At 46.5% G+C, this 15,048-nt stretch carries 14 protein-coding genes; 6 read left to right on the top strand and 8 right to left on the bottom strand.

Going from position 1 to position 15,048, the window contains the following annotated elements:
- Positions 1-34 precede the first annotated feature (34 nt).
- Both AC1XTG_RS13920 and AC1XTG_RS13915 read left to right on the top strand, forming a co-directional pair.
- Positions 35-2,440, top strand: a complete 2,406-nt coding sequence (locus AC1XTG_RS13920) for a 3-hydroxyacyl-CoA dehydrogenase/enoyl-CoA hydratase family protein (protein ID WP_484842403.1) — start codon at positions 35-37, stop codon at positions 2,438-2,440.
- 165 nt (positions 2,441-2,605) lie between these two features.
- On the top strand, positions 2,606-3,046 hold the full coding sequence (locus AC1XTG_RS13915; RefSeq protein ID WP_056290871.1) for an RrF2 family transcriptional regulator: 441 nt from the start codon (positions 2,606-2,608) through the stop codon (positions 3,044-3,046).
- Here AC1XTG_RS13915 and AC1XTG_RS13910 read toward each other — a convergent pair.
- The 8 genes from AC1XTG_RS13910 to dctA form a co-directional block, all read right to left on the bottom strand.
- Positions 3,038-4,651 (bottom strand): hypothetical protein, encoded by a 1,614-nt coding sequence (locus AC1XTG_RS13910; RefSeq protein WP_056290869.1) that lies wholly within the window; start codon positions 4,649-4,651, stop codon positions 3,038-3,040. The two genes, AC1XTG_RS13915 and AC1XTG_RS13910, sit on opposite strands and share 9 nt — an antisense overlap.
- A gap of 6 nt (positions 4,652-4,657) precedes the next feature.
- Positions 4,658-5,605, bottom strand: coding sequence for a glycosyltransferase (locus AC1XTG_RS13905; protein WP_056290867.1), 948 nt, complete (start codon positions 5,603-5,605; stop codon positions 4,658-4,660).
- Positions 5,606-5,662: 57 nt separating this feature from the next.
- Positions 5,663-6,739 carry an NAD-dependent epimerase/dehydratase family protein gene (locus AC1XTG_RS13900; RefSeq protein WP_484842402.1) on the bottom strand — a complete coding sequence of 359 codons (1,077 nt, stop codon included), beginning with the start codon at positions 6,737-6,739 and terminating at the stop codon, positions 5,663-5,665.
- A gap of 226 nt (positions 6,740-6,965) precedes the next feature.
- Positions 6,966-7,217, bottom strand: coding sequence for a hypothetical protein (locus AC1XTG_RS13895; protein WP_056290861.1), 252 nt, complete (start codon positions 7,215-7,217; stop codon positions 6,966-6,968).
- A 78-nt stretch (positions 7,218-7,295) separates the two neighbouring features.
- Positions 7,296-9,029 carry a M3 family oligoendopeptidase gene (locus AC1XTG_RS13890; RefSeq protein ID WP_056290859.1) on the bottom strand — a complete coding sequence of 578 codons (1,734 nt, stop codon included), beginning with the start codon at positions 9,027-9,029 and terminating at the stop codon, positions 7,296-7,298.
- A 42-nt stretch (positions 9,030-9,071) separates the two neighbouring features.
- Positions 9,072-9,422 carry a DUF5615 family PIN-like protein gene (locus AC1XTG_RS13885; RefSeq protein WP_484842401.1) on the bottom strand — a complete coding sequence of 117 codons (351 nt, stop codon included), beginning with the start codon at positions 9,420-9,422 and terminating at the stop codon, positions 9,072-9,074.
- Positions 9,419-9,649, bottom strand: a complete 231-nt coding sequence (locus AC1XTG_RS13880; RefSeq protein WP_056290856.1) for a DUF433 domain-containing protein — start codon at positions 9,647-9,649, stop codon at positions 9,419-9,421. The genes AC1XTG_RS13885 and AC1XTG_RS13880 overlap by 4 nt, the downstream gene beginning before the upstream one ends.
- A 38-nt stretch (positions 9,650-9,687) precedes the next feature.
- Positions 9,688-10,959 (bottom strand): C4-dicarboxylate transporter DctA, encoded by a 1,272-nt coding sequence (dctA, locus tag AC1XTG_RS13875; RefSeq protein ID WP_484842400.1) that lies wholly within the window; start codon positions 10,957-10,959, stop codon positions 9,688-9,690.
- 231 nt (positions 10,960-11,190) lie between these two features.
- Between dctA and AC1XTG_RS13870 the strand changes: the two genes are divergently transcribed.
- From AC1XTG_RS13870 to AC1XTG_RS13855, 4 genes are read left to right on the top strand one after another with little or no spacing between them, the layout of a single operon-like run.
- Positions 11,191-12,021, top strand: a complete 831-nt coding sequence (locus tag AC1XTG_RS13870) for a heme/hemin ABC transporter substrate-binding protein (protein WP_484842399.1) — start codon at positions 11,191-11,193, stop codon at positions 12,019-12,021.
- A gap of 5 nt (positions 12,022-12,026) precedes the next feature.
- On the top strand, positions 12,027-13,133 hold the full coding sequence (locus tag AC1XTG_RS13865) for a FecCD family ABC transporter permease (RefSeq protein WP_484842398.1): 1,107 nt from the start codon (positions 12,027-12,029) through the stop codon (positions 13,131-13,133).
- Positions 13,130-13,933 (top strand): heme ABC transporter ATP-binding protein, encoded by an 804-nt coding sequence (locus tag AC1XTG_RS13860; RefSeq protein ID WP_484842397.1) that lies wholly within the window; start codon positions 13,130-13,132, stop codon positions 13,931-13,933. The genes AC1XTG_RS13865 and AC1XTG_RS13860 overlap by 4 nt, the downstream gene beginning before the upstream one ends.
- A 24-nt stretch (positions 13,934-13,957) precedes the next feature.
- Positions 13,958-15,007 (top strand): hemin-degrading factor, encoded by a 1,050-nt coding sequence (locus AC1XTG_RS13855; RefSeq protein ID WP_484842396.1) that lies wholly within the window; start codon positions 13,958-13,960, stop codon positions 15,005-15,007.
- The last annotated feature ends 41 nt before the right edge of the window (positions 15,008-15,048 follow it).

The raw sequence follows: 15,048 nt of genomic DNA, 5'->3' as shown, positions 1-15,048 counted from the left end.
TTGCTGCTATTCTAAAAACCAAAATCTTTAACTGATGAATCGTTCAATCCGTAAAGTAGCTGTGCTGGGTTCCGGCATCATGGGTTCCAGGATCGCCTGTCACTTTGCCAATATCGGTGTGGAAGTGCTTTTGCTCGATATTGTCCCGAAAGAACTTTCCGAAGCTGAAAAGGCAAAGGGAATTTCTGCTGAGCACTCTGCTTTCAGAAATAAAATTGTAAACGAATCGCTGCAGCAAACGCTTAAGGGCACTCCCGCGTCGCTTTACAGTCCGTCATTTGCCTCCCGCATCAAAACCGGAAATTTTGAAGATAACCTGGCTGATATCAAGAATTATGATTGGGTGATCGAGGTTGTAGTGGAGCGGTTGGACATTAAAAAAAGCCTTTTCGAGAAAGTGGATGCGCTGCGCAAGCCGGGTACCCTCATTACCTCCAATACTTCGGGTATCCCCATCCATTTGATGGCGGAGGGCCGCAGTGAGGATTTCCAAAAGCACTTTTGCGGCAGCCACTTCTTCAATCCGCCAAGGTACCTTCGCTTGCTCGAAATTATCCCTACCCAGCAAACGGATCAGCAGGTAATTGACTTTTTGATGCATTACGGAGATTTGTTTTTGGGCAAAACAACCGTTCTCTGTAAAGATACACCCGGCTTCATTGCCAACCGCCTCGGCATTTACGCATTGATCCAGACGATCCGTGTGGCCGAAGAAATGGGCCTGAGCGTAGATGAAGTGGATAAGCTTACCGGCCCCGTCGCAGGTCGCCCTAAATCGGGTACTTACCGGCTTTCTGACGTAGTCGGCCTGGATACCACAGTGCACGTTGCCAACAACTTATACGCTTCGGGAGAAGGAAAAGACGAATCGCGCGACGCATTTGTCCTTCCTTCTGTTATGCAGAAATTATTTGATAACAAATGGCTGGGAGACAAAACCGGCCAGGGATTTTATAAGAAAGTAAAAGACGAAAAAGGCAAGTCTGTAATCCTGGCGCTGGATTTTGAAACTTTGGAATACAAGCCTTCCGAAAAGGTAAAGTTTGCCACATTGGAAGGTACCAAGGCAATCAGCGATGTTTGGAAGCGGTTTCCGGTACTGCTCGCCGGTCAGGATAAAGCAGGTGATTTTTACAGGAAAACCTTCGCTGACATTTTCCGCTATGCCACTTTCCGCATTCCTGAAATATCAGATGAGATATTCCGCATTGATCAGGCGATAGCTTCCGGCTTTGGCTGGCAGTATGGTCTGTTTGAAACCTGGGATGCGATCGGGCTGAAAAACATGCTAGGAATCATGGAAAGCCTTGACCAAAAACCTGCCGCCTGGGTGTACGAGATGGTGGAAGCGGGGAATGAATCTTTCTATAAAATAGAGAATGGAAAGCGGCTGTATTATGATATCCAGTCCAGATCTTACCGGAGGATCCCAGGTCAGGACAGCTTTGTAATCCTGAGTAACCTGTCCCAAAACATGGTTTGGAAGAATGCAGGCGCCAACCTGTACGACCTGGGCGACGGAATTCTGAACCTGGAATTCAAATCCAAAATGAATACCATAGGCGCGGAAGTGATCGAGGGCATTCAAAAGGGGATCAGCATTGCAGAAAAAGATTTCCGCGGACTGGTGATCGGTAACGAATCCAGCGAAGCATTTTCAGCTGGCGCAAACCTGGCGATGCTTTTCATGTTTGCAATAGAGCAGGAATTTGACGAGATCAATATGGTAATTGCGCAGTTCCAGCAAACGATGATGCGCGCACGTTACTCGTCTATCCCGGTTGTAACCGCACCGCATACACTTGCATTGGGTGGCGGCTGCGAGCTCAACTTACATGCAGACAAGATCGTGGCACACGCAGAAACCTACATTGGTCTTGTTGAACTGGGTGTGGGACTAATCCCGGCCGGTGGCGGAACCAAAGAAATGGCATTGCGCTGCTCAGATCTGTATAAAGCGGGGGATCCCGAACTCAATATTCTGCAAACTGCATTTATGAACATTGCGCAGGCCAAAGTATCCACATCGGCGCAGGAGGCACTTGAAATGAACTATCTGCAGGAAAAAGACCAGATCGTACTCAACCGCTCACGGCTCATCGCAGAAGCAAAACAGGCTGCGCTCGACCTGGCGGATAATGGATATACGCAGCCCAAGCAGCGCAATGATATCAAAGTGCAGGGCAAAACCGGAATGGCGCTGTTTATGGCTGGGATCGCACAAATGCGGCTCGCCAATTACATCAGTGACCACGATGCAAAAATTGCTAACAAGCTGGCGTACGTCATCAATGGAGGAGATCTGAGTTATCCTCAGCTAGTTACGGAACAATACCTGCTTGACCTTGAACGCGAAGCGTTCCTTTCACTCTGCGGCGAAAAGAAAACGCTGGAAAGAATGCAGGGACTGCTAAATGGAGGCAAGCCACCGCGTAACTAGCTGCTGCATTCCCGAAATGGAATTATAAGCAGGCGAATTTGTGTTTTTGAATATTAGGATTTTCGCCCAAAAATTCGATATTTAGAATTGATCAACTCAAATCTTTTCTAAAACCATTTAATCTTTGCGCCGATCCCAACCACAAGAAGAGCCTTATAATCAACAATGATTTCGAAAAAAGCCAAATACGCGCTGAAAGCCCTAAAAGTTTTAGCGGAGCAATATGGAAAAGGTCCTGTACTGATATCTTACATTGCAGAGAAGGAGAAAATCCCGAAGAAGTTCCTGGAGGCGATTCTGCTCGACCTGCGCAATAATGGTGTTTTACAAAGTCAAAAAGGAAAAGGCGGCGGATACCTGCTGAGAATGCCGCCGGGAGAAGTCAATTTTTCCAAAGTACTGCGGATTATCGACGGGCCAATCGCACCCGCTTTGTGCGTTTCAATGTTCTTTTATGGTCGTTGTGATGATTGCAAAGACGAAGAAACGTGCAGCCTGCGCACTGTGCTGGAAAGGTGGCGCGACGCTAACCTGGCCGTCCTGGATAAAACAACACTGACGGACCTGCTGCGTGCTGAAAATGCAGGGTCAGAAATTTTACCTTAATACCGCCCGGTCATTGCGGACAAACAGTCGCGTACCGTCGAAGTCTCCGATATACTTGTAATTGTTTTGGACGTAAGTCAATAGCGCAGGGTAGCTTTCAATGCCCTGCGCTTTTTTGTCCTGGACCCAGAAGCTGTTCTTCCCGACGGCATCCAGAATAAATGCAGGTTTGGTACGTTCCAGATCAGACATATACCTCGTGCGGTAAACTTCCCGCATCGGATGTTCGAATATAGATCGCTCAGAATGGTTTTCGGCGGTACCTTGCGCCAGTTGCGCTTCCACGTAATACCGGCATTGCCAGCCCCACACAATCATGTAATCGGCATCGGAACTGTACTTTTTCAGCTCCTTCACAACCGGGCTTTGTGCCAGTGTTGTTGCGTCCACAGAATAAAAGTTATTGACTTTCCTTTCCTTCAAGAAACCCGCTGCATCATTTCCTGCAAACCATAACAAAAACGCAGCAGGAAAAATAAGGGCAAACTTGCTGACTCTCTGAATACCCGCGGCGGCTAGTAAGGTCCAGGGGAGAATGCAGAAGTTGAGGTAATGGATAAAGTCATTTCCGGATTTGGTAACAGCATAAATGCCCGCCAGCAGCAGCAAAAGAATAGTCAGAGAGACAATAAAGCTACTTTCCCTCTTTTTTGCATTAATAATCTCGGCAACACCAACCAATATCGGAAGGATAAGTGCGAAGGTGTAAAATTGAAAATCGGGCGATAAACTGAAAATGCGCCAGAACTGGCGGGGAATACCGAAAAACCCTTTTCCACCCGCGTAAATCGCATTTCCCAACAGGTAAAAATCGATCATATCACTGAAAACGTCGTGAGTCAAAGTCCAGATCAGGGTAATCAATGGAAAGGTAATGCCGCCCAGGAGCAGCAAAATCAGCGGCAGTGTGTCGTGTCGGTTTCTGAACCATTGATATACATAAAACAAGGCTGCGAACACGAGGACAAAAGCTTGCGGAACTGCCTGTAATTTGGCAAACGGAACAGCGCCTGCAACCAACCCGAGTACAAAAGCATTGGTCTTCAAACTTCCATTTTGGACACTGATCCTCGATAGCAGCCAAATGCAGAGCGCCAGAAGAAATACCGGGAATTGCTCACTGGAATAATGAACGAAATCAACTTCCTGCGTAAAAGATAGTAAAACAAGCGGCACGGTCCAGACAAGACGGGCTGTGTTCTCGCCAAACCAGTTTTTTAATGAGAAAAAGAGGAAAAGCAGGGAGCCCGCAGAACAAAGCAGCCCCATCAACCGACCGGAGGTGTAGTTGATCTCGAAGCCAAAGAGGCGAGGGACAACGAGCAGGTAATTATCGAGCGGACCGATAGTAGTACCATCCACCGAGCGCCAGTAAACAGGATCCTGGAACAGTGTGATTGCGTGGCTAAGCATCTGGCTCTCATCCGGATTGAGCTCGCGATTGAACACGATCACGGGCATACGCATCAGAAAAAGCAGCAAGATCCCGAGCAGAACAAATGCGCCGGAAGGCAGCTTTTTATAACCCGCAGATAATACAATCATTCCGGCCAGCAGATAGCCGATCAACCAATAGACTGTCGGGGAATGATCGAAAGTAAACATAGGCGGCTAGCTGATAGTATCTACCTTTTCTACGAAATCCCGGTAATGCACGGCCGGAATGAAGTGTTGCTGCGAACGGTATTGTAATACCATAAACACCAGAAAAAGGGAGATCAGAAATGCCTGCAGCATTAGGATCATCAGGGTACTTCCTAAAGTAGAAGTCCAGCCAGGCGTCGCATTACCTATTAATTTCAGGAACAGGATCACAAAAATGAATGCGATTGCAAGCCCTGACATGAAAATGGAAAAGATCAGAATGCGGACCGCCGTGGTGTCGATCATCACAGAGATTGCGCTCAGACCGTGTAAAACGAGGGAAACGAAATTCATTTTACTTTCGCCCGCAAGTCTTTTTGCACGATTGGTAAGTACAGAATCGTACGGAATGCGTGATTTGATAACCCCACCGGGATAGTTGTTCCAGATTTCGGAGACACGCACCAGGTTTTGCAGGCGACTCCGGGGAACAAGACTGAAATTTCCGAAGGTGATAACTTTGCCAGTTAATAGCTTGAATATCAACTTATAAATCACATAAAAAATCCTGAAAACAGGACCTTCTGTCCGCTTGTTCCTTTCTGCAAAAATGATGTTATCCGGTACTTCGAGCGATTTGCGTACGAGGCTGTTGATATCCGAAGGCGCATCCTCTCCGTCTGCGTCCATTACAATCACCTTATCAGCATTCAGATTTTCGGCTGCATAAGACAGTCCGATTGCAATTGCCTTCTGATGCCCGAGGTTACGGTACAGTCGTAAAACCTTGATCTCTTTGCCACCAAACGGAGCAAAGGGAAGTTTCCGCAGCCTGGACGAACAATCGTCGACAACAAGTAAGGTTGTATTTGCCAGAATGGACGTTTCAACGTCGGCATTTATCTTTTGTATCAGCAGGTTCAGCGCCTCCCAGTCGTTGAATTGGGGAATGATGATGACAAAGTTTTCTGACATTGGGGGGAGAAAATAGAAATCTCCGAAGCGGAATGCTCCGGAGATTCAAAAATACAATTAAACCGTTTTTAAGCCCAACCGGGAAGATATACCGTCGTGGATCTGAGTTAAAGTCTCTACAAGACCATACTCCCAGTTCCAATCAGGATAGTGGGACTTGAATTTAGAAAGGTCGCTCACATACCAGATGTGATCGCCGATCCTGTTAGTATCTGAATAAGAGTAAGACAGCTTGTTTCCGGTGATCTGCTCGCACAATGAAATTGCTTCCAGCATTGAACAGTTAGCAAAACGGCCGCCGCCTGCATTATATACTTCGCCCGGACGTGGGTTTTGATAAAAATGCCAGAACATATTTACCAGGTCGTGGCTGTGGATATTGTCACGTACCTGCTTGCCTTTGTAACCAAAAATGGTGTAGTGATTGCCGGTAATGGCACATTTCATCAGGTAAGCCAAAAACCCGTGCAGCTGTGCGCCTGAGTGATTCGGGCCCGTCAGACAGCCTCCGCGGAACACGGCAGTTTTCATACCGAAATAGCGGCCGTACTCTTGAACCATGATATCCGCAGCCACTTTCGAAGCACCGAAAATAGAGTGCTTTGTGTGGTCAATGCTATGGTTTTCGTCGATACCGTTCTCGAAATAAGGATGACTTTCGTCGATTTCCCAACGCGTTTCCAGCTCTACGAGTGGCAAATAGTTAGGGTTATCTCCGTAAACCTTGTTTGTTGATGTAAATATAAATACTGCCTCAGGAGCGTGCAGTCTGGTCATTTCAAGCATGTTCAGCGTACCTACCGCATTTACACCGAAATCGGTAAACGGCTCACGGGCTGCCCAGTCGTGGCTTGGTTGTGCAGCTGCGTGAACAATCATTTTAATATCAGAACCGTATTCTTTAAAAATCGGCTCCAGTTCACTTACTTCTCTGATATCTGCTGCATAGTGCTTATAATTTCCGAAAGCTTCCTGGATACGGTTACGGTTCCACTCTGTATTTCCATCAGCTCCGAAAAAGTATTGACGCAGGTTATTGTCAACACCGATGACAAGATCAAATTTGCCAGCCAGAAAAGCAACCGATTCGCTTCCTATTAATCCAGCCGAGCCGGTTACCAAAGCTATATCCATGTTAGTGTATTTTTAATTACTTATTTCTTGATAATACCAGATCTACTTGCCTCGAATACGTAAAGTAAATTAAAAATGTTCAAAATCTCGCAACATCGGTTATCGAATGGGCGGCCGCAAACAGGCTATCCGTAAGGACCGATATTGAAAATATTCAATACAGGATCAAAAAAAAGATATCCCCGCATTGGCAGGGATATCTCTATATAATTTAACAGAAATGCTGTTATTGTTTCACTACAGAACTAGTGATTCCACCGTAAAGCTTTGCTCTGATGTTATTTACACGCGTATCAAGCTCAGGGTCCGCTTCGTATTTGTATGACATCTGGCGTGGCAATGAGTCCGGACTTACACCGTAAACGTATTCATTTCCGGTATTCAGATCCTTTTGCTCAATGTGGTTATACTTCTGGTATTCGCAGGAAGTAAGCAAAGCCGCACAAGCTACAAATGCAACAATTCTATATAGTTTCATTTCTTTGACAGTTCAATTGTATTACGCGCAAAAATAGCGGCCATTTTTATAACCACCAAATCGTTGATAAACGGATTGTTATTTTTTTAGCGCTTCCAGTTCGTTGCTGACAAACTGCATCAGCTCGGTGATATTCTTCTCCGAAAAATCGAAAGGAACATTCGCTGCCTGATATATTTCGCCGATTGTGGCCGTGTAGCCGAGTTTCAGCGCATCAAGATACCCTTTGAGCCCTGCCTCCGGATTTTCACGGTAGTTTTTCCAAACGCCGATCGCGCCGAGCTGCGCAATTCCGTATTCGATATAATAGAAAGGAACTTCGTAAATGTGCAACTGACGTTGCCAAAGATATTTTTTGAAGTTTTCAAGCCCGGTCCAGTCCATTATCGAGTCCGTAAATTCTTCATAAATCCTGACCCAGACAGCCTGACGTTCCGTTGCTGTATGTGCTGGATTTTCATACATCCAATGCTGGAACTTGTCTACCGTAGCCACCCACGGCAGCGTTTCGATGATAGATTCAAGATGCTGGATTTTTGCCCTTTTCAAATCATGCTCATTCTCGAAGAACTCGTCCCAGAAATCCATCGTAATCAGCTCCATTGACATCGAAGCCAGTTCCGCCACTTCGGAAGGAGTATGTTTGAATGAATTCAAGGGCAGATCGCGGGTTACAAATGAATGCACTGCATGGCCGCCTTCGTGGAGCAACGTAACCATATCGCGCAGATTGGAAGTTGCATTCATAAATATGAAAGGCACCCCAATCTCATCGAGCGGATAATTATAGCCTCCCGGCGCTTTTCCTTTCCGCGATTCCAGATCGAGGTGGTTCATAGCCTTCATTACTTTCAGGCAATTTCCCAGGAATGGATCAAGACGGGTAAAGCAGCGGATTGTTTTGTCCAAAAGCTCCTCTCCTGTTGCAAATGGTTTCAACGGCGGCAAACCTTTCGGATCTACTTTGGTATCCCACGGACGAAGCGAATCAACCTGCAGGGAAGCTTTTCTGGCACCTGCCATGGTATTCAGCAGGGGTACCACGGCTTTTTTGACGGAACCGTGGAAGTTGAAGCAATCCTCTGGCGTGTAATCAAAGCGGCCCATTGCAGCGAACATATAATCGCGGTAGTTGTCAAAACCGGCATTCTGCCCGACTTTGTTACGCAGCGTAATCAGCGAATTCAGCAGTTCGTCCAATTTATCATGATCCTGATACCGCCGCTCGCTGATGGCGCGCCAGGCTTCTTCGCGGATCACACGATCTGTGGATTGCAGCCGGTCTGATGCTTTTTGCAAAGTCATTTCCTCCCCGTCGAGTGTGACCGTCATAGCTCCTGCAATTGCGCCATACTTTCTCTCTTCGGTCTGCATTTCGGTGATAAGCGGGATATTTTCATCGCGGAAAATCTCGATCGCTTTCTTCATTCCCCTTAATGTGATCTCAAACCCGGGTTCTGTCAGCTCGTTCAGGAAAGGACTATCTACCACTTTTTTGTCTAAAGCATTGCCGTATTCCGCCAGCTTGGGCTGGATTTCTGTTATAAAAAACTGCAATGCATTAATCAGCCCGGTGTTAGCAGTATCGCAGGTTTGCCGGATATAGCGCCATGCAAAGTTTTCAGATAAGTAGGATTCTATTTCACTGCGGTCTGAAAACCATTGTTTCAAATCTTCTGCCGAGTTGATCTCACGGTTTTTAAGATTCTCAAAAAAGGGCTGAACATCATTCCAGCTCTTTAAATCAAACTCTTCGCCGATAAAAACCCGGCCCGCCCGGGTTGGTATATGTACTGTTTCCTGTTCAATCATGATTTTATAATAGTGGTAATACTTATCGTTTAACGCGTAGTCTTATAAGAAAGACCGCGACCTGATTTTCTTTATTGTAATTGTCGTAAAATGATCATAAAGCTCATCCGTGCGCTCATTCAGAAGTTTGATCAGAATTTTAGTAATCGCCTCTGTTTCGAGGAAATGGTATCTAAGAAAAACGACGCTAATGCCGGATATATGATGTGCATAAACCCACTCCCCAAAATCCTTATCTTCCGTTAAAATTATTCTGGGAGGGTTCCTCGAAAATTCAATGATCTCTTCGTCCAGAAATCCTCTGTTTGATTCATAAATAGAATATACCTCAAAGCCTTCATTTCTGATTGCCTCAATCACGCTGTGATCGATATTTTCGTCGGCCAGGATCACGAGGCAATTTCCAGACTTTCTTCGTTGGCGACCAACTCAGCTGCATATTGGAGGACTGCCTGAATAGATTCCTGATTCAGAGCAGGGTACATTTCCAACAGCTGGTTCATAGTAACTCCTTCCCCCAGCTTCCGCAAAATGAGCTCAACGGACAAGCGCGTACCTTTAATAACAGGTTTTCCGAGCATAACCCTATGATCGGAAACAATAAATGCTTTATAGTTCATGACCTCAACTTTTGTCGTTCGATAAAATAACAAAATTCCTACAACTTCGTCTCCGTTGGCTGGGTTACATCGCTCAGGTTGTCTGTTACAACATTCTCTGTTTCCCTGATGTTCTCAAATGCATAATTCATTTTATCCCTGTCAAACTCCTTTTCATTATTCGCCAGCCAGATCGTCGCGACGCCGTTTCCGATGAAATTGGTAATCGCGCGGGCTTCGGACATGAAACGGTCAACTCCCAGCAGCAATGCAAGCCCTTCAACAGGAATAACCTTAATTGCCGTCAATGTCGACGCAAGTACCACAAAGCCACTGCCCGTTACACCTGCGGCACCTTTTGAGGTAACCATCAAAATCCCGATCAATGAAAGTATCTGTCCGAAAGTCAGGTGTACATTAAAGACCTGCGCCAGGAAGATCGTCGCCATGGAAAGGTATATCGTTGTACCGTCGAGATTAAAAGAGTAACCTGCCGGCACCACCAGTCCGACCACCGGTTTGGAGCAACCCATCCGTTCCAGCTTGACCATCAGAGAAGGCAGTGCTGCTTCCGAAGATGATGTGCCGAGCACGATCAGCAGCTCCTCGCGAATATATTTCAGGTAAGACCAGAGATTGACTTTGTACATTCTCAAAACCAGGCTAAGTACCCCGAAAATGAAGATCGCCATTGTTGCATAAACTGTCCCCATTAACTTGGCAAGCGGCAGCAACGTATCGATCCCATACTTTCCGATGGTGTAAGCCATTCCTCCGAATGCGCCGATCGGAGCGAAAATCATCACCAGGTGCAATGCCCGGAAAACGTATTTAGAAACAAAATTCAGCCAGTGAATAACCTTATCCTTCCCTGAATACTTGCTCAGCACAGTTCCCAGAACAAGCGAGAACAGCAAAACCTGTAAAGTAACGTTGTCGAGAAAGAACTGCAGCCAGCTAAAATCGCCAACCTTATTTGCATAAACCGAAATGTCCCCTTTTTGCAAGTTACTTGTAACAACTCCCTTTCCCGGCTGGATAATATTGGCAACAACCACACCAACAACCAGTGCGAGCGTTGTAACTACTTCAAAGTAAATGAGCGCTTTGGCCCCAACTTTGCCCACTTTTTTCAAGTCCCCCATTCCGATAATCCCGAGCGTAATTGTCAGGAAAATGATCGGATTGATAAAGATCTTGACGATCTGGATAAAGCCTTTGCCTAAAAATTCCATCTCAACTCCCTGTGCCGGATAATAGTGCCCGAGCAAGGCCCCCGCCGTAATAGCGGTAAGTACCCAAAAGGTAAGATTGGTAAATAATTTTTTCAAGATTAGCAGGATATAAGAGTTAGGAACAGATTAATCAGGCACAAAGCAGGTAAACAGACAATTGCGCATTTGATCAATTTACAATAATAAAGATTGCAGCTACGGATTTGGTTGAGGGGTAAGTCTTTTTTTTCTTAACTATTTATACTTGGTCTAAATTAATGCCATATATTTGCGCCTGACCATTCCGGTAAATGCATTCAGAAGGGTGTTCCGGAGAAAAAAGAGGCTATGCGCTACGGATTTATCAAAAGATTAAGTGTCTTCATTCTATTAGCCATTTACACGACATCCAATGTAAATGCGGCGCGCATTGTCTCTACCAATGGGACATTAAGTGAAATCCTCGTCGGCCTGGGGTTGGAAAAACAGATCGTCGGCGTGGATGTGACCAGTACATTCCCAGCTTCTCTCGAGAAAATCCCGAGGATCGGCCACAACCGCACGATTGCGGCAGAGGGTATCCTCTCGCTCAATCCTGACATTATCGTTTACACTAACCAAAGTATGGTACCACCTGCTATTCTCAAACAGCTGGGGAGTTCCGGAAAAAAGCTGGTGGAATTCAGGCACGAGTATACCAAAGAAGGTGCAATCAACCTGATCAGGGAGGTCGGCGCCTATTTTAATGCAAAGCCGCAGGCAGAGAAAATGGTGAAGGCGCTGGAAAATGACCTTGCCAGGATCAAGTCACCGAAGTTGCCGAAAAAATTGCTCTTTATATACGCCAGAGGCACAGGCACATTGATGGTTTCAGGAACAGGTACGTCGCTCGACAAGATGTTCCTGCTGACTGGGCACAAAAATGCAGTGCAGGGATTTACTGACTTCAAACCTCTCACCGCTGAGTCGCTGATTACCGCAAACCCGGATGTGCTCGTCTTGTTTTCAAGCGGTCTGGAAAGTTTGGAAGGAATAGAAGGGCTGTTGAAAGTCCCCGGAATTGCCAATACCAATGCAGGAAAAAACAGGAAAATAGTCACAATGGATGGGCAGTTCCTTACGGGTTTCGGACCAAGGCTCGGAAAAGCCGCATTCGAACTGTCGCAAAAAGTTAACTAAGCGTTATGCTGGCCGAGATCGTCAAAGAACCTGATACAGAAAAGCCAGCCGCAGAAGAGCGGCTCCTCGTGCCGTCTTCGACCGGGAAAATGGTCTGGATATTGGGTTTGATACTACTTGCCTGCATTATTTTCTCCGCCTGCACCGGCGCGCTTTCCATTTCAATGAAGGAGCTGACCGAAATCGTTGCATTGAAACTGGGCTTGATCAGGGAAACTTCTGTGGAAGAGCAAAAATCCATCGTTTTTTGGGTAATACGCCTGCCCAGGGTTTGTCTGGCTGTGCTGATCGGCGCCGGACTGGGGATCGCGGGCGCTTCCCTGCAGGGACTTTTCCGGAACCCGATCGCAGACTCCACGCTCATTGGTGTTACCTCCGGCGCGTCCCTTTTTGCAGTATTTGTACTGATGCTCAATGTCAAATACTTCGGAATGCTCAATGAGCTCGTGGGTGTTTACAGCATTTCATTTGTCTCATTCCTTGGCGCGGCATTTACCACATTTCTTGTATATCAATTGTCAAAAGTGGCGGGAGAAGGCGGCGTAACCACACTCCTGCTCTGCGGGATTGCGATCAATGCATTTGTTGGCGCGATTACGGGATTAATGACTTACCTGGCCGATGATCAGCAGCTACGCAGTATTACGTTCTGGAACCTGGGCAGCCTCGGCGGCGCTACGTGGACTTCCGTGCTGGCAGTTGCGCCGTTTGTAGGTATTTCCGTTCTATTTATGCCCTACCTGTCCAAGGCATTGAACCTGCTGGTTTTAGGAGAAAGCCAGGCAGCCAGTCTGGGTGTAGACATGAAATTGCTTAAAAGAAAAGTGATTATCCTGGCAACAATGGGCGTCGGCGCCTCTGTGGCAGTAGCTGGCACAATCGGCTTTGTCGGCCTTGTTGTTCCTCACATTATACGCACAACTTTCGGCCCCAATCATAAAACGCTCATCATCGGTTCTGCCATAGCGGGGGCTATTGTACTTACCCTCGCCGACACGCTGTCGAGAACCATCGTAGCGCCCTCTGAGCTGCCCATAGGGATACTTACCTCGCTACTGGGCACCCCGTTTTTCATTTATATTCTTTGGGACCAAAAACGAAAAAGGCTATGATAGAGATCAATCAGGCGGGCTTTGAAGTGCGCGGCCGCATGCTTTTACAAAATGTCAGCTTCTCAGTAAATCCGGGTGAGTTCTGGGCCATTGTCGGTGCAAATGGTGCCGGCAAATCGACATTGATCAAACTATTGTCCTCGGAGCTCACACCTGGTTCAGGTACTATCTTATTCAGGGGAAAAGATCTTGGAAAGTACAAGCTGCGTGAGCTGGCGCGGCAGCGGGCTGTACTTACCCAGCATAATTCAATCGCATTGTCATTTACAGTGCAGGAAATTGTTTTAATGGGCAGATACCCTTTCTACGACTCCCAACCTTCACAGCGTGACCTGGCGATTGTAGATATGTGTCTGAAAAAAGTAGGGATAGCGCATTTAAAATCACGTTTATACCCGACACTTTCCGGTGGCGAGCAGCAGCGCGTGCAGGTATCCCGCGCATTGGCGCAGATATGGGAAGTGGAAAACGGACTTTTACTGCTCGATGAACCAACAACCGGAATGGACCTGCTGCATCAGTTTGAAACTTTTCAGCTGGCGAAAGAAATGACGGCCAAAGGCTTTGCCGTGATTGCTGTAATCCACGATCTCAACCAGGCTTTGCAGTATGCAGACAAAGTGTTAATGCTCAAAAACGGAGAAAGCTTTGCGATGGGCGCACCAGGCGAAGTTTTAAACGAAAAATATATCAAAGCTGCATTCGGATTACCCGTGCAGCTTATACAGGCTGAAAACCTGCCATTTCCGATTATAGTGCCGCACGCGGCATCGGTTTTACCGGGTATTCCTCAAATCTAAATATCACTCTAACAATACAAGACTATGAAATCAACCCTTTCACCAGACAGAACTGAGCTCAAAGAACGTTGGGAAGAATTTAAGGCAATTAATCCCAAAACCAGGATCCGCGACGCTGCAAAGCAGTTGAATACAAGTGAGGCCGAGCTTGTAGCGACTGGAATAGGCGAAACTGCGACTTTGCTGGACGGTGATTTCAGAGAGCTGATCAAAGAAGTTGGTTCACTCGGACACGTGATGGCACTTACGCGCAATGACCACGTGGTGCATGAGAGAAAGGGTGTTTATGAAAAAATATTATTCAATAACCACGTTGGGCTTGTTCTGGGCGAGGATATTGATCTCAGGCTCTTCCTTGGTGATTGGAAATTTGGCTTTGCCGTTTCGGAAAATGACAGGCATAGTCTGCAATTCTTCAACAGCTTTGGTGAGGCAACACATAAAATTTACCTGACCGAAAAGAGTAATAAGGAAGCTTATCATGCGCTTGTAACGAAATACACGGCTGCTGATCAGGAAGTTAATTTGATAGTTTCACCAAAACCTGAGAAAAGCGCGGAACCAGAAACCGCGCCGGACATTGATGTTGCCGCATTTCAGTCTGAGTGGCTGGCCCTGAAAGACACGCACGATTTCTTCACATTGTTGCGCAAATACAAACTCTCGCGCAAACAGGCGCTGAGGCTCGCGCCGGAAGGTTATGCCTACCGGATCACACCAGCAAGTATGAAACCCGTTTTCGACGCAGTTTCAGAAACAGGACTTCCCGTTATGGTTTTTGTTTCAAACCCCAATTGCATTCAGATCCACACCGGACCGATTAATAAAATTTTTGTAATGGGTCCCTGGCTCAATATCATGGACCCGGAGTTTAACCTGCATTTACGGGAAGACGCCATAGACGAAGCCTGGATCGTGCGCAAACCGACAGAAGACGGTATTGTGACGGGCATTGAACTGATCGACAAAGAGGGTTTGATGTTCAACCAGTTTTTTGGGAAAAGAAAACCGGGTATACCGGAGTTAAAGGAATGGCCGGAGCTGCTGGAACGTGCCGTAACTAAGTTAAACTAAGCTCAGTTAAATGAATTTAAGATAAAAATTTCGCCATAGTA

The organism is Dyadobacter sp. HNCC25DJ183, from assembly GCF_056895175.1.
This window is presented reverse-complemented; position numbering and strand designations above follow the sequence as displayed.

Coding starts and splice junctions, on each gene's coding strand:
- AC1XTG_RS13900 (WP_484842402.1), bottom strand. CDS start 6,739: ATGGATATAGCTTTGGTAACCGGCTCGGCTGGATTAATAGGAAGCGAA.
- AC1XTG_RS13910 (WP_056290869.1), bottom strand. CDS start 4,651: ATGTTTACTTTCGATCATTCCCCGACAGTCTATTGGTTGATCGGCTAT.
- AC1XTG_RS13865 (WP_484842398.1), top strand. CDS start 12,027: ATGCTGGCCGAGATCGTCAAAGAACCTGATACAGAAAAGCCAGCCGCA.
- AC1XTG_RS13860 (WP_484842397.1), top strand. CDS start 13,130: ATGATAGAGATCAATCAGGCGGGCTTTGAAGTGCGCGGCCGCATGCTT.
- AC1XTG_RS13890 (WP_056290859.1), bottom strand. CDS start 9,029: ATGATTGAACAGGAAACAGTACATATACCAACCCGGGCGGGCCGGGTT.
- AC1XTG_RS13920 (WP_484842403.1), top strand. CDS start 35: ATGAATCGTTCAATCCGTAAAGTAGCTGTGCTGGGTTCCGGCATCATG.
- AC1XTG_RS13855 (WP_484842396.1), top strand. CDS start 13,958: ATGAAATCAACCCTTTCACCAGACAGAACTGAGCTCAAAGAACGTTGG.
- AC1XTG_RS13870 (WP_484842399.1), top strand. CDS start 11,191: ATGCGCTACGGATTTATCAAAAGATTAAGTGTCTTCATTCTATTAGCC.
- AC1XTG_RS13915 (WP_056290871.1), top strand. CDS start 2,606: ATGATTTCGAAAAAAGCCAAATACGCGCTGAAAGCCCTAAAAGTTTTA.
- AC1XTG_RS13880 (WP_056290856.1), bottom strand. CDS start 9,649: ATGAACTATAAAGCATTTATTGTTTCCGATCATAGGGTTATGCTCGGA.
- AC1XTG_RS13895 (WP_056290861.1), bottom strand. CDS start 7,217: ATGAAACTATATAGAATTGTTGCATTTGTAGCTTGTGCGGCTTTGCTT.
- AC1XTG_RS13905 (WP_056290867.1), bottom strand. CDS start 5,605: ATGTCAGAAAACTTTGTCATCATCATTCCCCAATTCAACGACTGGGAG.